This is a genomic window from Kribbella sp. CA-247076 (genome assembly GCF_050942445.1).
Lineage (GTDB): Bacteria > Actinomycetota > Actinomycetes > Propionibacteriales > Kribbellaceae > Kribbella.
Window position 1 is genome coordinate 3,216,855 of the sequence record NZ_CP192051.1, and the last position, 23,915, is coordinate 3,240,769.

The following is a 23,915-nucleotide window of genomic DNA, read 5'->3' on the forward strand; positions in this document are numbered from 1 at the left end:
GACCGGGCCGCCAGCACCGTCGGCGCGGCCCCGCGCCGGTCCGGACGTCCGAGGTTGGGAGGATGGCGTGGTCTGTCCGCGCTGCAACTCAGACGTCCCCGAGGTGTCGCACTTCTGCCACCACTGTGGCAACGACGTGCGCACCGGGGACGCCGAGCGGAAGAAGGCGTACGCCGCCAGGCCGGATGAGCCGGTGGCGTCGTTCCGGCTGGTCTCGACGATCATGCCGCAGGGCGCCGGCCGGCAGCCCTACACGTACAAGGTCGCCCTGGGCGTCGCGCTGCTGCTGACCGTGGTCACGGCCGCGCTCGGTGCCCTGCCGGTGGCGATCATGGTGGCCGCCTTCTCCATCCCGATCGTCTACATCCTCTACCTGTACGACGTGAACCTGTGGGAGGACGAGCCGGTCCCGGTCGTCGCCGCGGCGTTCGTGCTGACCGGTGTCCTGGCCGCGGTCTTCACCTGGCTGTGGTCGGACCGGCTCACGCTGTCCATCGACACGATCGGCGGCAACGACGCCGGCCCGGCGCTGCGGGACCTGCTCATCCTGGTCCTGCTGGTCCCGGTCGTGTCCGAGCTGGTCCGCCAGATCGGCCCGCTCTACCTGGCTTCCCGGCCGCGGTACGACGACCTGATGGACGGCTTCACCTTCGGCGTGGTGGCCGGCGTCGGGTTCGCCTGCTTCGAGACGCTGGTGCTGCACTGGGGCTGGATCAGCGGCGGCTTCGCCGGTCCGGGCAGCAGCGCGGGCACCTGGATCTCGATCGTCGTCCTGCACGGCTTCATCAAGCCGCTGATCTACGGCTCGGCCACGGGTCTCGCCGCCGCCGAGTTCTCCGGCCTGGGCGAGGGGTACGACGGCTTCACCCCGCGCTGGGTGGCCGGCGTGCTCCAGGCGATCGCGGTGAACGCGCTCTTCCAGGCCGGTGTCTACCTGCTCGGCTTCGTCGGCGGCCACGGCTCGACGATCGGCGCGATCCTCGCCGTCGTCTGGGGTCTGCTGCTGCTCGGCGCGCTGATCATCCGGGTCCGGACCGTGCTGCACAAGGGTTTGCTCGAGGCGGCGCTGGAGGCCGCCGCGCGCGGCGGTTCCAACCACGCGTCCGGCGACCTGGCGTTCTGCTCGCGCTGTGAGATGCCGCTGCTGCCGCACTCCGACTTCTGCTCCGCGTGCGGCAACTCGGTGCGGTCCGTGCCGAAGTCCGCCCGCGGCGTGACCGCGCCGGCGGGAGCAGGTTCGTACGAGGCGACGACCGGGGAGACGCAGGCATGAGCAACCAGCAACCGCCCTACGGACAGGGCGGCCAGGGGCAGCAGCCGTACGGCGGCCAGCCGGGCTACGGACCGGGTCAGCAGCCCGGCCAGCGGCCGCCGCAGCAGCCTGGCTACGGTCAGCCCGGTCAACAGCCCAGCCAGCAGCCCGGTCATCAGCAGCCTGGCTACGGCCAGCAGCCGGGCCAGGGCCAGCCCGGTCAGGGTCAGCCGGGTCAGGCGCCGCCTGGGTACGGGCGTCCGCAGCAGCCGCCCCCGGGCTACGGTCAGCCGGGCCAGCCGCCGTACCAGGGCCAGCAGCCGGGCCAGCCCTATCCGGGACAGCAGTACCCCGGCCAGTCGCAGCACCCGGGCCAGCAACAGCAGTACCCGGGCTACCCCCAGCAGCAGGGCTACCCGGGTCAGCAGCAGCAGTACGGCGGCCAGCAACAGCAATGGGGTCAGTACGGCGGCCAGACCCCGCGTGGCAAGGGCGGGAACAAGATCCTGTTCCTGGCCGGCGGCGCGCTCGCCGTCGTCGCCGTGATCGGTGTCGTCCTGGCGCTGATCTTCGGCGGCGGTGACGACAACGAGGCCGGCCCGGGCCCGAACCCGCAGCCGACCACGACCGGTAGCGAGAGCCCGTCGCCGGAGCCGACCGGCAACGTCGACGAGGGCATCGAGGTCGCCGAGGGCGTCTACGTGAAGCCGCGGCCCGGCTACGTCCGCAAGAGCCTGGACAACTTCAAGGGCGTCTACCTGCTCAAGCAGGGTGAGGCGTACTTCATGGTGAACGCGTTCAAGGCCGAGGGTGAGACCACGTCGACCGTGCTGCCGGAGCTGCTGAAGATCGAGACCAAGGGCCTGTCCCAGGTCAAGACCGGCCAGCCGAAGGAGACCAAGCCGGGGGAGAACGACAAGACCGAGGTCAAGGTCGTCACCACCCAGGCCTTCCAGGCCGTGTCCACCACCCAGAACGGCAGCCTGCCGGTGGTCGGGTTCGTCGGCGTGATCGAGCGCAACGACGGCGTGATCACGATCATCCGGGTGTACGGGCGCAAGGACAAGATCGCCACCGTCGAGCCGGACACGACGGAGATGCTGAAGTCGGTGGTCAGGAGCCAGTGACTGGGAAGCGCGACAAGGGTTCCGGCGGAGGCAACCCCTGGGTCAGCCGGCCCGGGCCGGACGACGACGAGGCGGCGGCGCCGAAGGAACCGGCGCCGCCGGTGTCGCCGTGGGATCTCGAGGTTCAGCCTCCGCCGAGTCCCTGGACCGACACCCCGCCCGGCCCCGGCGCCGGGCCTGGTCCGGGAGGCGGCCTCGGGACCGGCCCGGCGACCGAGACGAGCTCGGCGTGGGGCGACAAGGTCGGGCCGCCGTCGCTGCGGCGGCCGCCGCCGGAGAAGAAGGGGCCGCGGATCCCGGCACTGGTGATCCCGATCGGCGCCGGGCTGCTCGTGGTCGTCCTGGTCGCGGTCGCGCTGATCCTGCTGTCCGGTGGCGACGACACCGCCGAGCCGCCGGCGCAGTCGCCGGCGCCCACGGTCAGTACGCCGGGGACGACGTACGCCCCGCCGGCGAACGCGCTCCAGGTCGGGTTCGGCGTCTCCGTCGTACCGGTGCAGGGCTGGAGCCTGCTGGAGAAGGAGACGCAGGGCAAGGAGCTCGTCACCTACGCGCCGAACGGCGAGGCCCGGGCGTTCTTCTGGGTCCGGCAGAAGCAGAACGTGTCCGCGCAGGCGTACCTGCTGGCGATCGTCGAGGGCGAGACCGAGAACGAGATCGCCCAGCTCGGCAACACCCGGAACCTGCCGTGCCCGAAGGACGTCTTGGAGGAGTGCGTCGCGATCAGCTACACCTCCACCGCCAAGGACAAGACCGGTGCGGACGTGAAGGTGCAGGGGTACGTCGAGGTGTACCGGCGCAAGGACAACGTGGCCACCGCGCTGGACTTCCGGACCCGGGTCGACTTCGCCCAGAAGGCCGAGGCGGACGCCGAGCAGATGAAGAAGTCGGTGCTCGACTCCCTCTGATGACGAACCACAGACACCGCGAGGAACAGCTATGAGTCAGCAGTACGGGCCGCCCCCGGGACCGCCTCCCGCCCCCTCGGCCGGCGGCTGGGGATCGGCCCCCACCGGCCCCGGCGGGCCTGGTCCCGGCCCGGGCGGGCCTGGTCGGGGTGGGCCTGGTCCGGGTGGGCCTGGTCCGGTCGGCTGGGGGAGCGGGCCGCAGCGGCCGCAGCAGCGGCGCGGGAAGTCGAACCGGACGCAGTGGATCATCGTGGGCTGTGCGGTGCTGGCCGTCGCGCTGGTCGCGGTCGGCGTGGTCCTGCTGGTCACCGGGGGCGGCGACGACGACACGCCCGCGGCCGGCGAGACGCCGTACTCGACGGGGACGATGTACACCCCGCCGACGCCGACCAAGCCGGTGGTCACCAGGGGCCCGAACGACGTCGGCGTCGAGGTCGGCGGCGGGATCTGGTTCACCCCGGCCAAGGGCTGGCTGCCGGACTGGGACAAGTCCAAGCACGGGAAGAACTACATCCTGCAGCAGTTCAACCGGCGCGGCCTGATCGACGGGTACTACTGGGTCCGCCAGACCGATCTGTACGACGCCAAGGGGTTCGCCGAGCACCTGGTCGACATCGAGTCGAACAGCATGAAGAACGTCCGGATCAGCAAGGGCGTCGCCTGCAAGCCCGCCAACGAGGCGATCAAGGCCTGCTACGCGCTGTCGTACTCCGCCTACGTCCCGACCAAGAGCGGCAAACTGCTCCCGTTCAAGGGCTTCGTGACCGCCTACCAGGACCAGTTCGGCAAGGTCACCGCCACCGACGCGGGCCTGGAGGCCACCGTCTACAAGCGCCGGGTCAACGAGCTCATCTACATGAACAACACCCTGGTGAAAAGCTTCTGACCTGGGGTTTTTAGAAACTGTCGGCGGCGGGCCGTACGGTGGGGGGCATGAGACAGGTCTCGGATCTCCAGCGTATGGTCGCGCCGTTGAAGGTCGTGTCCGACTTCGAGCCGGCGGGCGACCAGCCGACCGCGATCGCGGACCTCGAGCGCCGGATCAACGCCGGCGAGCAGGACGTCGTCCTGCTCGGCGCGACCGGTACGGGCAAGACCGCCACCATCGCCTGGCTGGCCGAGCGGATCCAGCGCCCGATGCTGATCCTGCAGCCGAACAAGACCCTCGCGGCCCAGTTCGCCAACGAGCTGCGGCACTTCTTCCCGGCCAACGCCGTCGAGTACTTCGTCTCCTACTACGACTACTACCAGCCGGAGGCGTACGTCCCGCAGACGGACACCTACATCGAGAAGGACTCCTCGATCAACGAGGAGGTCGAGCGGCTGCGGCACTCGGCGACCTGGTCGCTGCTGACCCGCCGGGACGTGATCGTGGTCGCGACCGTCTCCTGCATCTACGGCCTGGGTTCCGCGGACGAGTACCTGAACCGCATGATCCACGTGAAGGTCGGCACGGAGATGGACCGCGACGGCCTGCTCCGCAAGCTGGTCGGCGTGCAGTATGCGCGGAACGACCTGGCCGGCACCCGCGGCACGTTCCGGGTCCGCGGCGACACGCTCGAGGTCTTCCCGGTGTACCAGGAGCTCGCCGTCCGGGTGGAGTTCTTCGGCGACGAGATCGAGCGGCTGATGACGCTGCACCCGCTCACCGGTGAGGTGCTGAGCGAGGAGGACGAGCTCTACATCGGCGCCGCGACGCACTACGTGACCGCGCCGGAGAAGATGGAGCGCGCGATCAACAGCATCGAGGCCGAGCTGGCCGAGCGCCTGGCCGAGCTGGAGCGCGGCGGGCAGTTGCTCGAGGCGCAGCGGCTGCGGATGCGGACGACGTACGACATCGAGATGATGCGCCAGATCGGCACCTGCTCCGGCATCGAGAACTACTCCCGCCACACCGACGGCCGCGAGCCGGGCTCGGCGCCGCACTGCCTGCTGGACTACTTCCCCGAGGACTTCCTGCTCGTCATCGACGAGTCGCACGTGACCGTCCCGCAGATCGGCGGGATGTACGAGGGCGACATGTCCCGCAAGCGGACCCTGGTGGAGCACGGGTTCCGCCTGCCGTCGGCGATGGACAACCGGCCGCTGAAGTGGGAGGAGTTCCTGGAGCGGATCGGTCAGACCGTCTACCTGTCCGCGACCCCGGGACAGTACGAGCAGGACAAGTCCGACGGATTCGTCGAGCAGATCATCCGGCCGACCGGTCTGGTCGACCCCGAGGTGATCGTGAAGCCGACCAAGGGCCAGATCGACGACCTGATCCACGAGATCCGGATCCGGGTCGAGCGGGACGAGCGCGTCCTGGTCACCACGCTGACCAAGAAGATGTCCGAGGACCTGACCGACTACCTGCTCGAGATGGGCATCCGGACGCGGTACCTGCACAGCGAGGTGGACACCCTCCGCCGGGTCGAGTTGCTCCGCGAGCTCCGCATGGGGGAGTACGACGTCCTCGTCGGCATCAACCTGCTTCGTGAGGGCCTCGACCTCCCGGAGGTGTCGCTGGTCGCAATCCTGGACGCCGACAAGGAAGGCTTCCTGCGCTCCGGCCGGTCGCTGATCCAGACCATCGGCCGCGCCGCCCGGAACGTGTCCGGCCAGGTGTTCATGTACGCCGACAAGGTCACGCCGTCGATGGAGCAGGCGATCGACGAGACGAACCGGCGCCGCGCCAAGCAGATCGCGTACAACAAGGAGGCCGGGATCGACCCGCAGCCGCTGCGGAAGAAGATCGCGGACATCACCGACATGCTGGCCCGTGAGGACGCCGACACCGCCGAGCTGCTCGGCTCCGGCCGGACCCAGTCGCGCGGCAAGGCGCCGGTGCCGGGCGGTGGCAAGCAGAAGGCGGGCGAGAAGGCGAAGGAGCTGGCCGGCGGTCTCCCGTCGTCCGACCTGGCCGACCTGATCCAGCAACTCACCGACCAGATGCACAACGCCGCCGCCGAGCTCCAGTTCGAGGTCGCCGCCCGCTACCGCGACGAGATCTCCGAGCTCAAGAAGGAGCTCCGCCAGATGACCGCTGCCGGCGCCCGCTGATCCACCTCCCAGCCAACCCGCCGGCGTGGTCTGGGACAGAATGCGGTGTCGGTGTCGGGCTGCTCGGTGCGGCGCGACGACACGCCGCGGGACAGGGGAGTGTGGATGAGTGGGTTGGCGAGTGGGGACGTGCTGGCGTACTGCCTGGGGAAGCCGGGGGCCTGGCAGGACGAGCCGTGGGAGGGGGACGTGGTCGCGAAGGTCGGCGAGAAGATCTTCGCGTTCCTCGGCGGCGACAGCGTCGGGCTGAAGTGCGGGAACAACCGCGAGGAGGCCGACGAACTGGTGGACACCTATCCGGAGGACGTCACCAAGATGGCGTACATCGGGCGCTCCGGCTGGAACACGATCCGGCTCGGCGGCGCCGTCCCCGACGACGAGATCCTGGAACTGATCGACTCGTCCTACGAGACGATCGTCGCCAAACTTCCGAAATCCCGGCGCCCCTGACGACTACCCTGCGTGAGGTCGGCACTAGAACCCGCCGTATACAGTACGCCGTACACAATCTCACCTGGTGTGACCGGAGCGACATTCGTCTACAGCGCGTGACGAAACCGGGTTATTCCCATCGCGAGCCGTGATCATTCCGACAAGTGGGAGGCGCGCTCCGGATTTGGTGACTTGGACATCGACCGGTCAGAATGGGGGCGGAGAAGGGGAGTATTCCTTCGCGGCGGTATCGTCATCACGGTCAAGGGTTCGTTCCCCTCGCCCGGTGCCGCCGGCCAGGCTCGGAGCACGAGCCAGGCGGAAGAGACCTTCGGGGTCCCGTTCCGTCTGCGCTCCGGAGGTTTCCTGTGCACGTTGCTGACTACGTTTGGTACATCACCGTCGGCGTGCTGCTCGCGCTGCTCACCTTCGACGTCTTCGTCATCGGACGGCGCCCGCACGAACCGTCGACCCGGGAGTCCGCGACGGCGATCGCGTTCTACGTCGGTCTCGCGATCATCTTCGGCCTCGGGGTCTGGGTGTTCTCCGGTGGTCAGTACGCAGGAGAGTTCTTCGCCGGCTGGCTGACGGAGTACAGCCTGAGCGTCGACAACCTGTTCATCTTCCTGATCATCATGTCGAGATTCGGCGTACCACGGCAGTTCCAGCAGACGGCGCTGCTCGTCGGCATCATCCTGGCGCTGGTCTTCCGCGGCATCTTCATCGCCGTCGGCGCGGCCGCGATCAACCAGTTCTCCTGGGTCTTCTACCTGTTCGGCGCGTTCCTGGTCTACACCGCGGTCCACCTGGCGATGCAGGGTGAGAACGACGACGAGGACTACAAGGAGAACGCGATCATCCGGTTCGCCAAGAAGCGGCTGAACGCGACCCATGAGTACAACGGCGTCAAGCTGACCGTGGTCCAGAACGGCAAGCGCCTGGTCACCCCGATGGCGATCGTGATCATCGCGCTCGGCACCACCGACCTGCTGTTCGCGCTCGACTCGATCCCGGCGATCTACGGGCTGACCCAGGAGCCGTTCCTGGTGTTCACCGCGAACGTGTTCGCCCTGATGGGTCTGCGGCAGCTGTACTTCCTGCTCGGTGACCTGCTGAAGCGCCTGATCTACCTGTCGATCGGTCTGTCCGTCGTACTCGCCTTCATCGGCGTCAAGCTGGTGCTGCACGCGATGCACGTGAACGAGCTGCCGTTCATCAACGGTGGTCACCACATCGAGTGGGCGCCGGAGATCCCGATCTGGTTCTCGCTGGGCTTCATCATCATCACGCTCGGCATCACCACGGTCGTCAGCCTGCGCACCTCCCGCAAGCGCTCCCGCGAGGAGGCGGCCCACGGCGGGTCCGCCGGCGGTGGCGAGCTGGACGAGTCCACTCCGGTCGAGACGCAGAACGGTACGGCGGGCGACCGCCCGCAGGACGTCCTCGACGACAAGACCAAGGCCGAGCTCGACGCACTCCGCGAGCCCGAGGAGTCGGACGCGAAGAAGCGCTGACATCCGAACAACCACATCGCCCCGGACCTGCGGTCCGGGGCGATGTGATTTTGGGGGGCCAAACGGGCAACCGAGGTGACCCCGGGTGTGCGGGGGGCAATGCGGCGCGCGGATGGGGGCCGCGCTGCCGTGGGTAGGGCGCGACCATGCTCGCTTGAGGCCCGGTGCTGTGCGGGGGTGTGCGGGTAGGGCGTGGAGCTGGTGCGGTGGGGTGGTGCCTGTCAGAGGCGGGCGGCGGTTTTGAGGGTGGCTTGGCGGTCGGGGGTGAGGGGTTCGTTCTCGAGGCGTTTGCCGGTTTCGGAGGCGTGGAGCATGCCTTCGGGGGAGACGAAGCCGACGTGATGGACGGTTTTGCCGGGGCGGGCGAAGAAGTACAGGTCGCCGGGCCGGGCCTCCTCGGCGGGGATGTTCTCGAGCGTGTCGGCCTGGTCGTGCGCGTCCCGCGGCGTCCGCAGTCCGAGCACCCGGTTCACCGTGTGCACCAGCCCCGAGCAGTCCAGCCCGTACGCCGACGTACCACCCCACAGGTACTCGAGCCCGAGGAACTGCGACCCCAGCCGCAGCCGGTCCTCCGCCGTACCCGCGCCGCCCGACCACAGCACGTCGTCCGCCAGCCAGCCGGAACCGCCGTCCGGCGTCGCGACCCGCGTGTACCCGTCGGCGTGCTCGGTCGACGCGAGCACCGTGGCGAACGACAACTCGGCGAACGCACCGGCCCCGGGCTCGGCGTACAACGGCGCCGTCGGTACGGCGACCGCGACCGGATCCGACGCGGCACCGGGCAGCTCACCGAGGTGGCTCGACGGCACCCAGCCCGGGTACCCGAGGGCGTCCTGCGACGACGGCTGCCAGGGCGCGACGATCTCCGACCACCCGTCGCGCTCCGACCGCACCAGCACCGGCTCGGCGAACAGCAGTTGGGTCAGCGTGCGGCCGTGCAGGCCGAGGCGGGTCTCGGTGTCCATCGACTTCGCCCAGGCGGCGACGTCGGGCTGGGCGGCGATCGCGGGGGCGTCGATGTCCCGGGGCGCGTCCGGTGCGGTCCACACCGTGCTGACCGGGACCTTGGCGGCGACTAATTTCATGCGGTCAAGCCTGTCACGCCGAGTCCAGGAGCCGACGGCAGGTGGATCAGCGCGCCCTCGTACCGGACCCCGCCGGTCACCGGCGGTTCGCGCAGCCACCACGCGGCGTCGAGGTCGTTGACCGCCGACGTCGGGTACGCCGACACCAGCGCGGCCGCCGCGCCGATGCCGACCGGGCCCTCCATCATCGAGCCGACGATCGTCCGGATGCCGTGGTCCCGGGCGAGTTCGAGCAGTGTCCGGGCCGGCGCGAGCCCGCCGCACTTGGCCAGTTTCACGTTCACCATGTCGGCAGCGCCGTGCCGGATGACCGCCACCAGATCGCGGACGCCGTACACGGACTCGTCGGCGAGGATCGGCGTGTCGACCCGGTCGGTCACCCACGCCATGCCTTCGAGGTCGGCGGCGGCGACGGGCTGCTCGACCAGCTCGAGGTCGCAGTCCTCCAGGGCCCGGATCGCGGTGACCGCGTCGCGACGCGACCAGCCCTGGTTCGCGTCCAGGCGCAGGCGCGGACCGGGACCGATCGCCTCCCGGATCCGCCGCACCCGGGCAGCGTCGGCGGCCGCGTCACCGGTCCCGACCTTGACCTTGAGTACGTCGAACCCGTCGGCAACGCGGTCACGCGCGGCCGCGGCCAACGCGTCGGCGTCGCCCGCGGACAGCGTCACGTCGGTGGCCACCGTGTCGATCGTCGATCCGAGGAAGCCGTGCAGCGTCTGCCCTCGTCGCCGGGCGGCCAGATCGTGCAACGCGACGTCGACCGCGGCCTTGGCACCGAAGTTGCCGACGGCAGCGGTCTGCACCCGCCGCAAGGACTCGGTCAGGTCGTCCGGCTCGAGACCGTCGAGTGCCGCGGCGATCGGGCCCTCGACGCAGGCCTGCGCACCGGCGAGCGATTCCCCGGTGACCTTCCAGACCTGCGGCGCCTCGCCCCAACCGGTCAGGTCGCCGTCGCTGACCGAGACCAGCAGCGAGTCGGCGTGCGTCGCCGTCCGGAGCGCGGTCACGAACGGGGTGTGCAGCGGCGCCGACACCAGGTGCGTGGTGAGCTTCATCGAACGTCTCCCAGGGCGTGCCGGTGGTTCCAGGCCACGAGCGCGATCGAGGCGATCAGCTTCTGCGCGTCCGCGTCGGCGAGGTCGGACGTCGTACACACGACCAGCACGAACGGCTCCGCGTCCGGCGGGCGGACGATACCGCCGTCGTGCCTGATCCGGGTGTCCCAGCCGTTCTTGTGCTCGACCCGGGTGCCGGCCGGCAGCAGGGCGGGGATCTCGCCGTTCCACTGGTTGCCCGCGAGCAGGTCGCGCAGGTAGTCGCCGGACGCACCGTCCTGGTTGCCCACTGCAACCAGTACGCCGGCCAGCCCCGCCGGACTCATCTCGTTGCTGATCCCGGCCGCTCGCGCCGGCAGGTCGTCGATCCCGCGACGGATCGCGCTCGGCCCCGGCCTGAGCACGGCGTCGGCCGCGTCGACGCCGACCAGTTCGAGCACCAGGTTCGTGGCGAGGTTGCTGGAGCGGGTGATCATCTCGGTCACCAGCCACCCGAGCGGCACCTCCGAGCCGAGCTTCTCCCAGGTCGCCGGCGCCTCGTCCTCGTCCGGGTTCACGCCGAAGCGACCGCCGGCCGCGGAGGCGAAGTCGTTGTGCACGGTCACCGGCTGGTCGAGTGCCAGCTCACCCGCCTCGACCTTGCGCATCATCGCGATCGCCACCGGCAGTTTCATCGTGCTGGCGGAGTAGTGCGTCGTCTCCGCCTCGTGCTCGAACACCGGTACGCCGTCCAGCCGGCCCAGCCACACCCCGAACTCGCCGCTCCCGTCGACCTCCCGGAGCAACTCCGCGATTCCCATGCCGCTCACCCTTACACACCCCCGCGCCTGGCAGACTTCCCAGGGTGTCCAGAGCGCTGGGTCTGATCCTCGGGTTCGCCGCCGACCGCGTCCTCGGCGATCCCCGCCGGTACCACCCGGTCGCCGGCTTCGGTCAGGCCGCGACCCGCCTCGAGGATCGCTGGTACGCCGACTCCCGGGCAGCCGGTACGACGTACGCCACCGTCCTCGTCGGTACGGCGACCGCGGCCGGAGCACTCGTGGAGCGCCTGACCCGGGACCGCCCGCTCGTCCACACCGTGGTCACCGCGGCCGCGACCTGGACCGTCCTCGGCGCCCGCAGCCTGGACCGGGAGGCCGAGGTCATGGCCGGCCTGCTCGAGGAGAAGGACCTCCCGGCTGCCCGTGGCCGACTCAGCCACCTGTGTGCCCGGGACGCCACCGACCTCGAGGCCGACGAACTCGCGCGGGCGACTGTCGAGTCGCTGGCCGAGAACACCTCCGACGCCTGCGTGGCGCCGCTGCTCTGGGGCGGTGTGCTCGGCATCCCCGGGCTGCTCGGCTACCGGGCGGCCAATACCCTGGACGCGATGGTCGGCTACAAGTCGGCGCGGTACCGCAACTTCGGGTGGGCGGCGGCCCGGCTGGACGACGTACTCAATCTGCTGCCGGCGCGGGCGTGTGCCGTGCTGACCGGGCTGGCGTCCGGACGTCCCCGGCAGGCGATGACGACCTGGCAACGCGACGCGGGCAAGCATCCGAGCCCGAACGCCGGGCCGGTGGAGGCCGCGTTCGCCGGTGCGCTGGACCTGCGACTCGGCGGGCGGAACAGCTACGGGGATTACCAGGAGGACCGTGGCACGCTGGGGGACGGACCCACGCCGACGGTCGCGGACGTCCGCCGTACCGCCGCACTCGCGCGGCGGGTCGGGGTCGCGGCCGCCGGTCTCGCGGGGATCGTGGCACTGGGCGGGCGACGGAAGGGGCGGCGATGGACCTGAGCCGACGGCCGCTGCGGATCGCGCTGATCCGGCACGCGGAGTCCGAGGCGAACCTGGACAAGCGGATCTTCGAGCGCGTCCCCGACCACGCCATCCCGCTCACCCGGCACGGCCACGAGCAGGCGGCCGAGGCCGGGAAGCGGCTGCGGGACCTGTTCGAGAACCAGCCCGTCCGCGTCTACGTCTCGCCGTACCTGCGGGCCTGCCAGACGCTGGAGTCGCTCGGCCTCGACGACCTGATCGGCATCGTCCGGGAGGAGCCGCGGCTGCGGGAGCAGGACTGGGCCAACTTCCAGGACACCGAGGACATCGAGCGGCAGCAGCAGTTGCGGGACTCGTTCGGGCACTTCTTCTACCGGTTCACCCACGGCGAGTCCGGCTCCGACGTGTACGACCGGGTGTCCACCTTCCTGGAGACGATGCACCGCGACTTCGAGCAACCGGACGCGCCGCGGAACGTGCTGCTGGTGTCGCACGGGCTGACCATGCGGCTGTTCTGCATGCGCTGGTTCCACTGGTCGGTCCGGTTCTTCGAGTCGCTGCGCAACCCGGACAACGCCGAAACACGCGTCCTGCTGCGGCAGCCGGACTTCCGGTACAAGCTGGATCGGCCGTTCGAGCAGTGGGCACCTTACGTACCGACGGAACGGGAGCGATCGGCATGGTTGTAGAGCAGACCCGGGAAGCGGTCCTCGACCTGCTGGCGAGTCTCTCGGAGGCTCAGCTGGACAAGATCAGGGCGGCGTTCGACACCCCGGACCACAAGGAGTGGACCTACCTGCCCGGCGACCGCCCGGGGCTACCGCTGTCCGAGCTGACGCCGACGCAGCAGCGGCTCGCCGAGCGACTGGTGGAGATCGGCTGCAGCGAGCGCGGCGTCGCCGACTCGTGGGCGGTGCTGGAAGCTGAGGTCATCCTGCGCGACATCCCCGCCCTGCCGCCGACGGGTGAGTGGGAGGGATCGGTGCTCGGCGGGCGGTACTTCCTCCGCGTGCTTGGTGATCCGGCCGGGACAGAGCCGTGGGCCTGGCGGCTGAACGGTCACCACCTGGCGCTGCACGTGACCCTGGTCGACGGCGCGATCGCGTTCACCCCGCAGTTCATCGGCTCGAATCCGGCCGAGGTGCGGTCGGGTCCGCAAGCCGGCCGACGCTTCCTGGCCGCCGAGCAGGACCTCGGCTTCGAGCTCCTGCACTCACTCGATCCCGGCCAGCGGGCGGTCGCGGTGGTGTCCGACCAGGCGCCCGACGACATCCTCACCCGGCGCGACCCGGTCGCCGACCCGTCCCGCCTCTACCAGGGTCTCGCGTACGGCGACATGGCGCAGGAGCAGCGTCAGCTGTTCAGCCTGCTCGTCGGCCAGTACGTCGGCCGCGCCGCCGGGCCGATCGGGCTGCAGACCTGGCAGGACATCACCGACCACGGCATCGAGCGCCTCACGTTCGCCTGGGCCGGCGACACCGAGCCCGGCCCCGGTCACCCGCACTACTACTCCGTCGCCGGCCCGACCTTCCTGGCCGAGTACGACAACACCCAGGACGACGCCAACCACATCCACTCGGTCTGGCGTGATCTCCGCAACGACTGGGGCACCGACCTCCTGGCCGCGCACTACGCGATGCACCGCTAGAGTCGGCAGCGTCAATCGACGGCAACCAGCAGGAACCCGGTGTGAGTCCGGGACGGTCCCGCCACTGTGACCCGACAGGGGAGTCAGGAACTGCCGCCGTCGTACCTCCGTTCGGGGCGTGGACACCCCGGGAAGGAAGGCGCGCGTGCCCGCGAATCTCCTGCTGCTCTCGACCGCCGACACCGACCTGCTCGCGGCCGCCGAGGCGGATGCGGGCTGGAAGGTCGCGAACCCCGCCCGGCTCGACCTCGGCGGCCTCGCTCCACTCCTCGACGCCGCCGAGATCGTGGTGGTCCGGCTGCTCGGCGGTCGCCGGGCCTGGGAGGAGGGGCTGGACGCGGTCATCGCCTCCGGCAAGCCGGCCGTGGTGGTCAGCGGAGAGGCCGCTCCGGACGCGGAGCTCATGTCGCTGTCGACTGTGCCCGCCGGTGCGGTCACCGAGGCGCTCGCCTACCTGCGGGAAGGCGGCGCGGACAATCTCCGCAACCTGGCCGGCTTCCTGCGCGACACGCTCCTGCTGACCGGCGACGAGTTCGACCCGCCGCGGGCGCTGCCGACGTACGGCGTCCGCGGAACGCTCGTCGCGGACGAGCGGCCCGTGGTCGGCATCGTCTACTACCGCGCGCACGAGATCTCCGGGAACACCGCCTTCGTCGACGCGCTGGCGACCGCGGTCGAGGCGGCCGGTGCCCAGCCGTTGCCGGTGTACTGCGGCACGCTCCGCGGCCTGGATCCGACCTCGACCGAGAACGCCGGCCTGTTCGACCTGCTGCGGAAGTGCGACGTACTCGTCACCACTCTGCTCGCAGCCGGCGGGTCGGTGGCGGCCGACGCGAGCGCGGGCGGCTCGGACGACGCGTGGGACGCGGGAGCGCTCGCGTCCCTCGACATCCCGTTGATCCAGGGCCTCGCGCTGACCTCGACGCGCGAGCAGTGGCTGGCCAGCGACGCGGCGGTCAGTCCGCTGGACGCGGCGACCCAGGTGGCGATCCCGGAGTTCGACGGCCGGCTGATCACGATCCCGTTCTCCTTCAAGGCGTACGACGAGGACGGGCTCGCGCGGTACGCACCGGACCTGGAGCGGTGCCGGCGGCTCGCCGGGATCGCGGTCGCGCACGCCCGGCTCCGGCACGTTCCGGTCGCCGAGAAGCGGATCGCGCTGGTGCTGTCGTCGTACCCGACCAAGCACGCGCGGATCGGGAACGCCGTCGGTCTCGACACGCCGGCCTCGGCGGTCGCGCTCCTCGGGCGACTGCAGGAGGCCGGGTACGACCTCGGTGACCTGGACGTCGGCGAGCTCGAAGGCGACGGGCTGATCCACCGGCTGATCGCGGCCGGCGGGCACGACGTCGACTGGCTGACCGACGAGCAGCTCGAGACGGCGGTCGCGAAGATCCCACCGGCGACCTACGCCCAATGGTTCGGCTCCGTGCGGGAATCGTTGCGTGAGGCAATGAGCGAGGCCTGGGGAGCGCCGCCGGGGGAGTTGTACGTCGCCCCGTCCGGTGAGATCGCGCTGGCCGCGCTGCGGTTCGGGAACGTCGTCCTGATGATCCAGCCGCCGCGCGGGTTCGGCGAGAACCCGGTCGCGATCTACCACGACCCGGATATGGCGCCGTCGCACCACTACCTGGCGGCGTACCGGTGGCTCGAGGCCTCGCCGTCGGATGGGGGCTTCGGCGCGCACGCCGTCGTACATCTGGGCAAGCACGGGACGCTGGAGTGGTTGCCGGGCAAGGGCATCGGGCTGGCGGCCGACTGCGCGCCGGACGCCGTCCTCGGGAACCTGCCGATGGTGTACCCGTTCATCGTCAACGACCCGGGTGAGGGCACGCAGGCGAAGCGGCGGGCGCACGCGACCGTCGTCGACCACCTGGTCCCGCCGATGGCGCGGGCCGAGACGTACGGTGACATGGCGAAGCTGGAGTATCTGCTCGACGAGTACGCGACCGTCTCAGCTCTGGATCCCGAGAAGGTGCCGACGCTGCGGGCGCAGATCTGGACGCTGATCCAGGCCGCTCAGCTGCACCACGACCTGCACACCGCCGAGAAGCCGGCGGACGACGACTTCGACGAGTTCGTCCTGCACCTGGACGGCTATCTCTGCGAGATCAAGGACGTGCAGATCCGCGACGGCCTGCACGTGCTCGGTGGTACGCCGACCGGCGAGGCGCGGATCAACCTGGTGCTCGCCGTACTGCGGGCCCGGCAGTTGTGGGGTGGTTCGTACTCGATCCCCGGGCTGCGGACCGCGCTCGGCGACACGTTCGGCGTGGACGAGGCGGAGCTCCTCGCGAACCCCGGGCAGGCCGCGGACCTCGCCGACCTCGCCACGCTCGCGGATCTGCCCGCGGTCAGCGGGGCCGATGGCGTCGACCTGCTGGAGGCGGTCGCGCGGAAGCTCGTCGTGGGGATGGAGACGCTGAGCTGGGACGCGGCGAAGGTGCCGGTGGTCGTGACCGAGGTGCTCGGCCGCTCGTCGGCCGGGGTCGAGGCGTCGCTGACGTTCGCCGCCACCGAGGTCGTGCCGCGGCTGGCGCGGACCGGCGACGAGTTGGCGAACGTCCTGCGCGCCCTCGACGGCCGGTTCGTCGAGGCCGGCCCGTCCGGATCGCCGACCCGGGGGCTGGTCAACGTGCTGCCGACCGGCCGCAACTTCTACGCCGTCGACCCGAAGGCGATCCCGAGCCGGAACGCCTGGGACGTCGGCGTCGCCCTGGCCGACTCGCTGCTGGCCCGCCACCGGGCGGAGACGGGGGAGTGGCCGCGGTCCGTCGGCCTGACGGTCTGGGGGACGTCGGCGATGCGCACGCAGGGCGACGACCTCGCCGAGGTGCTGTGGCTGCTCGGCTGCCGCCCGGTCTGGGACGACGCGTCCCGCCGGGTGACCGGCTTCGAGGTGGTTCCGGTCGAGGAGCTCGGCCGGCCGCGGGTCGACGTCACGGTCCGGATCTCGGGCTTCTTCCGGGACGCCTTCCCGCACGTGGTCGCGCTGCTCGACGAGGCCGTCCGTACTGTCGCCGCGCTGGACGAGCCGGCCGGTGACAACTACCTGCGCGCGCACGTCGACGCCGACGTTGCCGCGGGCAACGACGTACGGTCGTCGACCGCGCGCGTCTTCGGCTCCAAGCCCGGCTCGTACGGCGCCGGGCTGCTGCCGCTCGTGGACGCGCGGAACTGGCGGACCGACGCCGAGCTGGCCGAGGTATACGCCGTCTGGGGTGGGTACGCGTACGGCAAGGATCTCGACGGGACCGAGGCGCGCGGATCGATGGAGCGCGCGTACGCCCGGATTCAGGTGGCGGCGAAGAACGCGGACACCCGCGAGCACGACATCATGGACTCCGACGACTACTTCCAGTACCACGGCGGCATGATCGCCATGGTCCGCCACCTGACCGGGACCAACCCGAAGGCGTACGTCGGCGACTCCGCCGTTCCCGCGCAGGTGAAGACGCGCACGCTGGCGGAGGAGACCAAGCGGGTCTTCCGGGCCCGGGTGGTCAACCCGCGCTGGATGGCCGCGATGCGCCGGCACGGGTACAAGGGCGCCTTCGAGATGGCCGCGACGGTGGACTACCTGTTCGGGTACGACGCGACCGCGGGCGTGGTCGACGACTGGATGTACGAGACGCTGACGACGGAGTACGTCGCGAACCCGGAGATGGCGGAGTTCTTCCGCACGTCGAACCCGTGGGCCCGGCACGGGATCGCGGAGCGGCTGCTCGAGGCGGCCCAGCGCGGGCTGTGGGCGGAGCCGTCCGCGGAGGCGCTCGAGACGCTCCGCAGCGCGGTCCTCGAGACGGAGGGTGACATCGAGGATCGCGGCTGATTGGGTAGAGGCATGGCGCCGGAGAAGCTGCGAGTCCTGATCACGAACGACGACGGCTACCAGGCTCCGGGCATCCGGGCGCTCGCCCCGGCGATCGCCGAGCTCGGGCACGACGTCCTCGTGGTCGCTCCGCTGGACGACCAGAGCGGGGTCGGCTCGGCCCGGGCCGGGATGGTCGGCCGCCCGATCCGGACCTCGGCCGAGGACGAGGGCGGCATCACCTACCACGGCATCGACGGGACGCCGGCGCTCGCGGTCACGCTGGCCACGGTCGGTGCGTTCGGCGCGAAGCCCGACGTCGTCGTGTCCGGAATCAACCGCGGGCTCAACATCGGCGTCCCGATCTTCCACTCCGGCACGGTCGCCGCCGCGCTGACCGCGGCCGGCCAGGGTCTCTCGGCGGTCGCGGTCAGTATCGACTCCGACGACCCGGCGCACTGGCAGACCGCCGGCGCGGTCGCGGCCGAAGCGCTGACCTGGATCACGCCCGAGCCGGCCGGGACCGTGCTGACGATCAACGTCCCCGATCTCCCGCTCGACCGGCTGGCCGGTGTCCGGCACGCGTCGCTGGCGCCGATCAAGCGGTCCCGGATCACCGGCACGACGGCGCCGACCGGCGAGCCGATGATCGAGCTCGAGCCGCCGGCCGCGAACCCGGTCGCCGGTTCGGACGAGGCCCTGCTCGCCGCCGGCTTCGTCACGGTCACGCCGATCGTCGGCATCCGTGAAGTCAAGGACGACGCGGCCGCCACCGCCCTCGCGAAACGCCTCTCCAGCTACAGGTAGCCCAGGAGGTCCGCCGTGTCCCGGACCGATTCGCCGTCGGGCCCGGTCACCATGTCCTCCAGGCCGACGCGTACGTCGTGCCCCTGCGCCTGAGCCCACCGCAGCACCGGCCAGGCCCACTCGTTCTCGCCGTGCACGAGGACATCGGTCGTCGGCAGGACGTCGAGGACTGCCCGAGCGGCCGCGACGCCGTCCTGACCCGGTGACACGCCAGGGATCGCTTCGACCAGCACGCGGACGACCGGACCCGCCCACGCCACGTAGTCCCCGGCCGCGGCGGGCGTGAACAAACCGGCCTCGACCTCGATCCCGCGTTCGATCAACAGGTCGGCGACCTGTTCGGCACCCTCCTCGTGGAAGTTCACACTCGCGAAGTCCGGCCCACGGTCCCACTCCGCGATCAGCTCGAGCCGTTGCCACAGATCCGGCAGGATCTCCGCCCGGGTCGACACTCCGACCGGTACGCCGGGACATCGCTCCCGCACCGCGTCCACGGCCGCGCGGATGTCCGGCCAGCGCAGGCTCTCCCGCTCGTCCGGTCCGCGGGGATGGAGGTGCACCGCCTGTGCGCCCGCGCGAACTGCTGCCTCCGCGGCCGACGCGAGCTCGGCTGGCGTGATCGGCACTCCGGGGTGGTCGGCTCGCGAGCGGTCACCGTTCAGGCACGCTTTCACCATCACGACTCCACGCTAGCGGCGGTGTGAACCTGGTCGCTGAGGGTGGGGTGGGGTTGTGCCATGATCGAGCGGACGGTTGTGGAGGAACACCGGTGACCGGCTGCGGCCGGGAGTCCGGGGCGGTCCCGCCACTGTGACCGGGGTGACCCGGAAGCCAGGACATCCGCGTCCGTCCGCCGGCCTCGCGTGGTCCGGCGTACCAGCTGCCGAAGCGGGCGTGGACACCCGCTGGACGAAGGGATCCGCCCGATGCGGCCTGTTCCGACCAGCCTCACTCCTCGCGCGAGTGCCGGATTCCCCTTCACCGCGGTGGTCGGAATGCCGGAGCTGCAACTGGCGCTGGTCCTCGCGGCCATCTCACCGGCGATCGGCGGCGTCCTGATCCGCGGCGAGAAGGGCACCGCCAAGTCGACCGCGGTCCGGGCGCTCACCGAGATCCTGCCGGCCGTCGACGTCGTCCCGGGCTGCCGCTTCTCCTGCGATCCCGACCACCCCGACCCCGCGTGTCCCGACGGTCCGCACCCGTCCGCCGGGGAGTCCGGGTCGGGTCCCGGGGTGGGCACGCGGCCGGCGCGGTTGGTCGAGTTGCCGGTGGGTGCGACCGAGGACCGCGTGCTCGGGTCGCTGCACCTGGAGAAGGCGCTGGCCGAGGGCGTCACGGCGTACGAGCCAGGTCTGCTCGCGGCCGCGCACCGCGGGCTGTTGTACGTCGACGAGGTCAACCTGCTGCACGACCACCTGGTCGACGTACTCCTCGACGCGGCCGCCATGGGCCGCGCGACCGTCGAACGTGACGGCGTCTCGGTCACCCACCCGGCGCGGTTCGTCCTGGTCGGCACGATGAACCCGGAGGAAGGCGAGCTCCGCCCGCAACTGCTCGACCGCTTCGGCCTGACCGTCGACGTCGTCGCCAGTCGCGACCCCGCCGTCCGGGTCGAGGTGATGCGTGCGCGCCTCGCCTACGAGGCGGACCCGGCCGGCTTCACCGCACAGTACGACGCCGCGCAACGTGAGCTCGCCGAGCGCATCGTCAAGGCGCGCGATCTGCTGTCCGAGGTGATTCTGACCGACGGCGCCCTTCGGCAGATCGCGGAGATCTGCGCGTCCTTCGACGTCGACGGGATGCGCGCCGACCTGGTCACCGCGCGGACGGCGGTCGCGCACGCCGCCTGGTCCGGCCGGACGGTCGTCGAGGTGGACGACGTCCGCGCGGCCGCCAAACTCGCGCTCCCGCACCGCCGACGCCGCAACCCCTTCGATGCTCCCGGCCTGGACGAGGACCAACTCGAAGACGCCATCAACAACAGCACCCCACCCGACCCGGATCCCGACGACGACCCGGACGATCCTAACGGCCCCGGCGGCGGTGCGGACCCGTCGGATCCGTCCGACCCGGACGCCGGCCCTGCCGACCCCGCCGACCCCGGTTCCGCCGGGGCCGACCGCGCGGACGCCGACCGAGCGGACCGCGCTGAGGGGGACCGCGACCCAGCCGACCGTGACGAGACGGACCGCGACAAGGCGGACCATGGCAAGGCGGACCGTGAGAAGGCCGACCGTGATGAGGCGGGGCGGAAGGGCTCGGGGGTTGCTCCGGTGGGCGAGGTGGTCGGGAGCTCGGAGCCGTACAAGGCCCGGTTGCTGAGTGTTCAGGCCGCCGGTGCGGGTGTGGCCGGGCGACGTTCCCGGGCGATCACCGACGCCGGCCGCGTGGTGGGGGACCGGCCGCGCCTCGGTCGTGAGTCCGGTCGGCCGCATCTCCTTGCCACCATCCGTTCGGCGGCCCCACACCAGCACTCGCGCCACCACAGCGGCCCTGGCCTTGCCGTGCGTGCGTCCGACGTGCGGCTCGCCGTACGGGAGGGGCGTGAGGGCAACCTCGTGCTGTTCTGCGTCGACGCCTCCGGCTCGATGGGCACGAAGAAGCGCATGGGCGAGGTGAAGACGGCGATCGTCTCGCTGCTCCTGGATGCCTACCAGCGCCGCGACACCGTCGGCCTGGTCACGTTCGCCGGCGCGACCGCCACGGTCGCCCTCCCACCGACCGGCAGTGTCGATGCCGCCGTACGCCGCCTCGAGTCGCTCCCCACCGGCGGTCGGACTCCGCTCGCCGAGGGCCTGCTCCAGGCGGCCGAAGTACTCCGGATCGCCGCGATCCGGGACCCGCGTCGCCGCCCACTGCTGGTGCTCGTCACCGACGGCCGGGCGACCCACGGGGACAACGCCTTCGCGCGTGCCAAGCAGGCCGCCGGCTGGATCGCGCAGCAGGGGATCGCCACGGTCGTGGTCGACTGCGAGCCGCGCCGCGGCGTACGGCTCGGGCTGGCGGCCGAGCTCGCCGCCGACCTGTCCGCCGAGTACCTCGACCTCGGTGAAGTTGCTGCTGGCAACCTCATCCGGGCGGTCAGCGAGCGGAGGGCGGCCTGATGCCGAAGGGGCAGCCGAGCGTCGTACCGCAGGACGGCCTGACCACCCGGCAGCGGCGCAACCGCCCACTGCTGATGGTGCACACCGGCGAGATGAAGGGGAAGTCGACCGCCGCCTTCGGGATGGCGTTGCGCGGCTGGAACCAGGGCTGGAACATCGGCGTGTTCCAGTTCGTCAAGAGCGCGAAGTGGAAGGTCGGCGAGGAGAGCGCGTTCAAGGCGCTCGGTCAGCTGCATGCGGCGACCGGTCAGGGCGGCCCGGTCGAGTGGCACAAGATGGGCGAGGGCTGGAGCTGGTCGCGCAAGGCCGGCACCGAGGAGGACCACGCCGCCGACGCGCTCGAGGGCTGGCGGGAGATCCAGCGCCGGATCGCGGCCGAGACGCACGATCTGTACGTCCTCGACGAGTTCACGTACCCGATGAAGTGGGGCTGGGTCGACGTCGACGAGGTCGTCGACACCCTCGTCAACCGCCCCGGTCACCAGTACGTCGTCATCACCGGCCGGAACGCCGACCAGCGGCTGGTGGACGCGGCCGACCTGGTCACCGAGATGACCAAGGTCAAGCACCCGATGGACGCGGGACAGAAGGGCCAGAAGGGCATCGAATGGTGATTCCCCGGCTGGTCGTCGCGGCTCCCGCGTCGGGTGCCGGGAAGACGACGGTCGCCGTCGGCCTGATGGCGGCGTTGCGCCAGGCCGGGCACACGGTCGCGGGCTTCAAGGTCGGGCCCGACTACATCGATCCCGGCTTCCACGCGGTCGCCACCGGTCGTCCGGGCCGCAACCTGGACCCGATGCTGCAGGGCGAGGAGCGGGTCGCACCGTTGTTCGCCCACGGCGCCGCGAATGCGGACCTCGCCGTGGTCGAAGGAGTGATGGGCCTGTACGACGGCGCGCTCGGCACGGAGGGCTACGCGTCCACGGCTCACGTCTCGAAGTTGCTCCGCGCACCTGTCGTGCTGGTGGTGGATGCCTCCGCGGCCGGTCGCAGCGTCGGGGCCGTGGTCAACGGATTCGTTGCCTTCGACACCGCGGTGCGGATCGTCGGCGTGATCCTGAACAAGGTCGGCTCGGACCGGCACGAGGCCGAGGTCCGGGCCGGCGTCGCGCCCACCGGCGTACCCGTCCTCGGCGTCCTGCGCCGCGACTCGCGCCTCACCGTCCCCAGCCGCCACCTCGGCCTGGTCCCCGCCGACGAACAACGCACCCAGGCGGCCACGGCCGTCGAGGCAGCCGCCGAGCTCGTCCGCCACGGCGTCGACCTGGAGGCCTTCATCGCCGAGGCCCGCAAGGCGCCGGAGCTCGAGGTCCAGGCCTGGGACCCGACCACCGAGGTGGAGCCGGTTGGGAAGGGCCGGCCGGTGGTGGCGGTTGCCGGGGGACCGGTCTTCTCGTTCCGGTACCCCGAGACGGCCGAACTGCTGACCGCGGCCGGTGCCGACGTGGTCGCCTTCGACCCGCTCACCGACACGTTGCCAGAGGCAACCGCAGCGCTCTACCTCGGCGGCGGCTTTCCGGAGCTGCACGCCGAGGCGCTGTCCGCGAACAAGGAACTCCGTCGGCAGGTCGCGACCGAGATCGCGGCCGGCCTCCCGGTCGTCGCGGAATGTGCCGGCCTGCTGTACCTCTGCCGCGAGCTCGACGGACACCCGATGACCGGAGTCCTGCCAGCGACCGGACGCATGACCGGCAGCCTGACGCTCGGCTACCGGACGGCGATCGCCGCGACCTCGACCGCGTTCTTCGACGAGGGCCGCCGCGTCCGCGGCCACGAGTTCCACCGGACCACGGTCGACCTCGACACCGAGGTCCGGCCGGCCTGGCATCTCCCGGGCGGGGTCGAGGGAATCGCGCAGCCTCGCGTGCACGCGTCGTACCTCCACCTCCACTGGACGGCCACGCCCGACGTCCCCGCCCGCCTGGTGGCCGCCGGACTCGACAGATGAGTCTCGTCGTCGGCGTCGGCCTCCGCGCCGGTACGTCGTACCGCGAACTCCGCGACCTGGTCGACACGACCCTGGCTGCGGCAGGTGGAGGAGACGTCCGCGTCGTCGTCACGGTCGAGGGCCGCGAAACCGAGCCAGGACTGCAACGACTGGCAGCCGCCCTCGATGCGGACCTCCGCACAGCCTCGATCGAGCGGCTCGGCCAGCAGCCGGCGCCGACCCCGAGCGAACAGGTCGGCCGCCTGACCGGTACCAAGAGCGTGGCCGAGGCAGCCGTGCTCGCGACCGGCGCCGAACTGATCGTCACGAAGCACCGCTCCGCCAACGCCACCGCCGCCGTCGGCCGCTGCACGCGCTGAAGCTGGACGTCCTGAAAACGGACGCCCTGACTATGGACGGCGTGAACTGGTCGGGGTGACA

General features: G+C 71.1%; 20 protein-coding genes and 2 riboswitches. Of the genes, 16 read left to right on the top strand and 4 right to left on the bottom strand.

Annotation, left to right across the window (positions count from 1 at the left end):
* Positions 1-67: 67 nt before the first annotated feature.
* The 7 genes from ACQPYZ_RS15215 (at position 68) to ACQPYZ_RS15245 (ending at position 8,272) form a co-directional block, all read left to right on the top strand.
* On the top strand, positions 68-1,273 hold the full coding sequence (locus ACQPYZ_RS15215; protein ID WP_433168616.1) for a PrsW family intramembrane metalloprotease: 1,206 nt from the start codon (positions 68-70) through the stop codon (positions 1,271-1,273).
* Complete coding sequence (locus ACQPYZ_RS15220) at positions 1,270-2,379, top strand: hypothetical protein (RefSeq protein ID WP_433168618.1); 1,110 nt, start codon at positions 1,270-1,272, stop codon at positions 2,377-2,379. Before ACQPYZ_RS15215 ends, ACQPYZ_RS15220 begins: the two co-directional genes overlap by 4 nt.
* Positions 2,376-3,287 (top strand): hypothetical protein, encoded by a 912-nt coding sequence (locus ACQPYZ_RS15225; protein WP_433168620.1) that lies wholly within the window; start codon positions 2,376-2,378, stop codon positions 3,285-3,287. Before ACQPYZ_RS15220 ends, ACQPYZ_RS15225 begins: the two co-directional genes overlap by 4 nt.
* 31 nt (positions 3,288-3,318) lie before the next feature.
* Positions 3,319-4,173 carry a hypothetical protein gene (locus tag ACQPYZ_RS15230; RefSeq protein WP_433168622.1) on the top strand — a complete coding sequence of 285 codons (855 nt, stop codon included), beginning with the start codon at positions 3,319-3,321 and terminating at the stop codon, positions 4,171-4,173.
* Positions 4,174-4,220: 47 nt separating this feature from the next.
* Positions 4,221-6,326, top strand: coding sequence for an excinuclease ABC subunit UvrB (uvrB, locus tag ACQPYZ_RS15235; protein ID WP_433168624.1), 2,106 nt, complete (start codon positions 4,221-4,223; stop codon positions 6,324-6,326).
* A 105-nt stretch (positions 6,327-6,431) separates the two neighbouring features.
* Complete coding sequence (locus ACQPYZ_RS15240; protein WP_433168626.1) at positions 6,432-6,776, top strand: MmcQ/YjbR family DNA-binding protein; 345 nt, start codon at positions 6,432-6,434, stop codon at positions 6,774-6,776.
* 350 nt (positions 6,777-7,126) lie between these two features.
* Entirely contained in the window at positions 7,127-8,272 is a 1,146-nt protein-coding gene (locus tag ACQPYZ_RS15245; RefSeq protein ID WP_433168628.1) for a TerC family protein, read from the top strand.
* 221 nt (positions 8,273-8,493) lie between these two features.
* Here ACQPYZ_RS15245 and ACQPYZ_RS15250 read toward each other — a convergent pair whose 3' ends face one another.
* Genes ACQPYZ_RS15250 through ACQPYZ_RS15260 form a run of 3 tightly spaced genes read right to left on the bottom strand, consistent with a single transcriptional unit; the run spans position 8,494 to position 11,215 of the window.
* Positions 8,494-9,357, bottom strand: a complete 864-nt coding sequence (locus ACQPYZ_RS15250; RefSeq protein ID WP_433168630.1) for an NlpC/P60 family protein — start codon at positions 9,355-9,357, stop codon at positions 8,494-8,496.
* The gene (locus tag ACQPYZ_RS15255; protein ID WP_433168632.1) at positions 9,354-10,415 is read right to left on the bottom strand and encodes a mandelate racemase/muconate lactonizing enzyme family protein; all 1,062 of its coding nucleotides are present in this window, start codon (positions 10,413-10,415) and stop codon (positions 9,354-9,356) included. The genes ACQPYZ_RS15250 and ACQPYZ_RS15255 overlap by 4 nt, the downstream gene beginning before the upstream one ends.
* A complete protein-coding gene (locus ACQPYZ_RS15260; protein ID WP_433168634.1) occupies positions 10,412-11,215 on the bottom strand; it encodes a serine hydrolase in 804 nt (267 codons plus the stop codon). The genes ACQPYZ_RS15255 and ACQPYZ_RS15260 overlap by 4 nt, the downstream gene beginning before the upstream one ends.
* Before the next feature lie 44 nt (positions 11,216-11,259).
* On the opposite strand from ACQPYZ_RS15260, the gene ACQPYZ_RS15265 reads away from it, so the two are divergent.
* From ACQPYZ_RS15265 to surE, 5 genes are all read left to right on the top strand, one after another.
* On the top strand, positions 11,260-12,195 hold the full coding sequence (locus ACQPYZ_RS15265) for a cobalamin biosynthesis protein (protein WP_433168636.1): 936 nt from the start codon (positions 11,260-11,262) through the stop codon (positions 12,193-12,195).
* Positions 12,186-12,866: a histidine phosphatase family protein gene (locus tag ACQPYZ_RS15270; protein WP_433168638.1), complete on the top strand. Its 681-nt coding sequence runs from the start codon at positions 12,186-12,188 to the stop codon at positions 12,864-12,866. The genes ACQPYZ_RS15265 and ACQPYZ_RS15270 overlap by 10 nt, the downstream gene beginning before the upstream one ends.
* On the top strand, positions 12,857-13,825 hold the full coding sequence (locus ACQPYZ_RS15275) for a DUF3500 domain-containing protein (RefSeq protein WP_433168640.1): 969 nt from the start codon (positions 12,857-12,859) through the stop codon (positions 13,823-13,825). Before ACQPYZ_RS15270 ends, ACQPYZ_RS15275 begins: the two co-directional genes overlap by 10 nt.
* 2 nt (positions 13,826-13,827) lie before the next feature.
* Positions 13,828-13,937, top strand: a riboswitch (cobalamin riboswitch).
* Between the two features lie 33 nt (positions 13,938-13,970).
* Entirely contained in the window at positions 13,971-17,657 is a 3,687-nt protein-coding gene (cobN, locus tag ACQPYZ_RS15280) for a cobaltochelatase subunit CobN (RefSeq protein ID WP_433168642.1), read from the top strand.
* 12 nt (positions 17,658-17,669) lie between these two features.
* Positions 17,670-18,443, top strand: coding sequence for a 5'/3'-nucleotidase SurE (gene surE / locus ACQPYZ_RS15285; protein ID WP_433168644.1), 774 nt, complete (start codon positions 17,670-17,672; stop codon positions 18,441-18,443).
* On the opposite strand, the gene ACQPYZ_RS15290 is transcribed toward surE, so the two are convergent.
* Entirely contained in the window at positions 18,434-19,120 is a 687-nt protein-coding gene (locus ACQPYZ_RS15290; RefSeq protein WP_433169690.1) for a 3-keto-5-aminohexanoate cleavage protein, read from the bottom strand. The genes surE and ACQPYZ_RS15290 overlap by 10 nt on opposite strands.
* Positions 19,121-19,179: 59 nt before the next feature.
* Positions 19,180-19,305: riboswitch (cobalamin riboswitch) on the top strand.
* Positions 19,306-19,369: 64 nt separating this feature from the next.
* Between ACQPYZ_RS15290 and ACQPYZ_RS15295 the strand changes: the two genes are divergently transcribed.
* The 4 genes from ACQPYZ_RS15295 to ACQPYZ_RS15310 are packed head-to-tail and all read left to right on the top strand — an operon-like array spanning position 19,370 to position 23,854.
* Positions 19,370-21,547: a magnesium chelatase subunit D family protein gene (locus tag ACQPYZ_RS15295; protein WP_433168646.1), complete on the top strand. Its 2,178-nt coding sequence runs from the start codon at positions 19,370-19,372 to the stop codon at positions 21,545-21,547.
* Positions 21,547-22,161, top strand: a complete 615-nt coding sequence (cobO, locus tag ACQPYZ_RS15300) for a cob(I)yrinic acid a,c-diamide adenosyltransferase (RefSeq protein WP_433168648.1) — start codon at positions 21,547-21,549, stop codon at positions 22,159-22,161. The genes ACQPYZ_RS15295 and cobO overlap by 1 nt, the downstream gene beginning before the upstream one ends.
* Positions 22,155-23,495 (top strand): cobyrinate a,c-diamide synthase, encoded by a 1,341-nt coding sequence (locus ACQPYZ_RS15305; protein ID WP_433168650.1) that lies wholly within the window; start codon positions 22,155-22,157, stop codon positions 23,493-23,495. Before cobO ends, ACQPYZ_RS15305 begins: the two co-directional genes overlap by 7 nt.
* Positions 23,492-23,854, top strand: a complete 363-nt coding sequence (locus tag ACQPYZ_RS15310; protein WP_433168652.1) for a cobalamin biosynthesis protein — start codon at positions 23,492-23,494, stop codon at positions 23,852-23,854. Before ACQPYZ_RS15305 ends, ACQPYZ_RS15310 begins: the two co-directional genes overlap by 4 nt.
* Positions 23,855-23,915 lie beyond the last annotated feature (61 nt).

Bases quoted from the DNA above. Each gene is read 5' to 3' on its own strand.
- ACQPYZ_RS15220 (WP_433168618.1), top strand. From the start codon at position 1,270: ATGAGCAACCAGCAACCGCCCTACGGACAGGGCGGCCAGGGGCAGCAG.
- ACQPYZ_RS15230 (WP_433168622.1), top strand. From the start codon at position 3,319: ATGAGTCAGCAGTACGGGCCGCCCCCGGGACCGCCTCCCGCCCCCTCG.
- uvrB (WP_433168624.1), top strand. From the start codon at position 4,221: ATGAGACAGGTCTCGGATCTCCAGCGTATGGTCGCGCCGTTGAAGGTC.
- ACQPYZ_RS15240 (WP_433168626.1), top strand. From the start codon at position 6,432: ATGAGTGGGTTGGCGAGTGGGGACGTGCTGGCGTACTGCCTGGGGAAG.
- ACQPYZ_RS15250 (WP_433168630.1), bottom strand. From the start codon at position 9,357: ATGAAATTAGTCGCCGCCAAGGTCCCGGTCAGCACGGTGTGGACCGCA.
- ACQPYZ_RS15255 (WP_433168632.1), bottom strand. From the start codon at position 10,415: ATGAAGCTCACCACGCACCTGGTGTCGGCGCCGCTGCACACCCCGTTC.
- ACQPYZ_RS15260 (WP_433168634.1), bottom strand. From the start codon at position 11,215: ATGGGAATCGCGGAGTTGCTCCGGGAGGTCGACGGGAGCGGCGAGTTC.
- ACQPYZ_RS15270 (WP_433168638.1), top strand. From the start codon at position 12,186: ATGGACCTGAGCCGACGGCCGCTGCGGATCGCGCTGATCCGGCACGCG.
- ACQPYZ_RS15275 (WP_433168640.1), top strand. From the start codon at position 12,857: ATGGTTGTAGAGCAGACCCGGGAAGCGGTCCTCGACCTGCTGGCGAGT.
- surE (WP_433168644.1), top strand. From the start codon at position 17,670: ATGGCGCCGGAGAAGCTGCGAGTCCTGATCACGAACGACGACGGCTAC.
- ACQPYZ_RS15290 (WP_433169690.1), bottom strand. From the start codon at position 19,120: ATGGTGAAAGCGTGCCTGAACGGTGACCGCTCGCGAGCCGACCACCCC.
- ACQPYZ_RS15295 (WP_433168646.1), top strand. From the start codon at position 19,370: ATGCGGCCTGTTCCGACCAGCCTCACTCCTCGCGCGAGTGCCGGATTC.
- cobO (WP_433168648.1), top strand. From the start codon at position 21,547: ATGCCGAAGGGGCAGCCGAGCGTCGTACCGCAGGACGGCCTGACCACC.
- ACQPYZ_RS15305 (WP_433168650.1), top strand. From the start codon at position 22,155: ATGGTGATTCCCCGGCTGGTCGTCGCGGCTCCCGCGTCGGGTGCCGGG.
- ACQPYZ_RS15310 (WP_433168652.1), top strand. From the start codon at position 23,492: ATGAGTCTCGTCGTCGGCGTCGGCCTCCGCGCCGGTACGTCGTACCGC.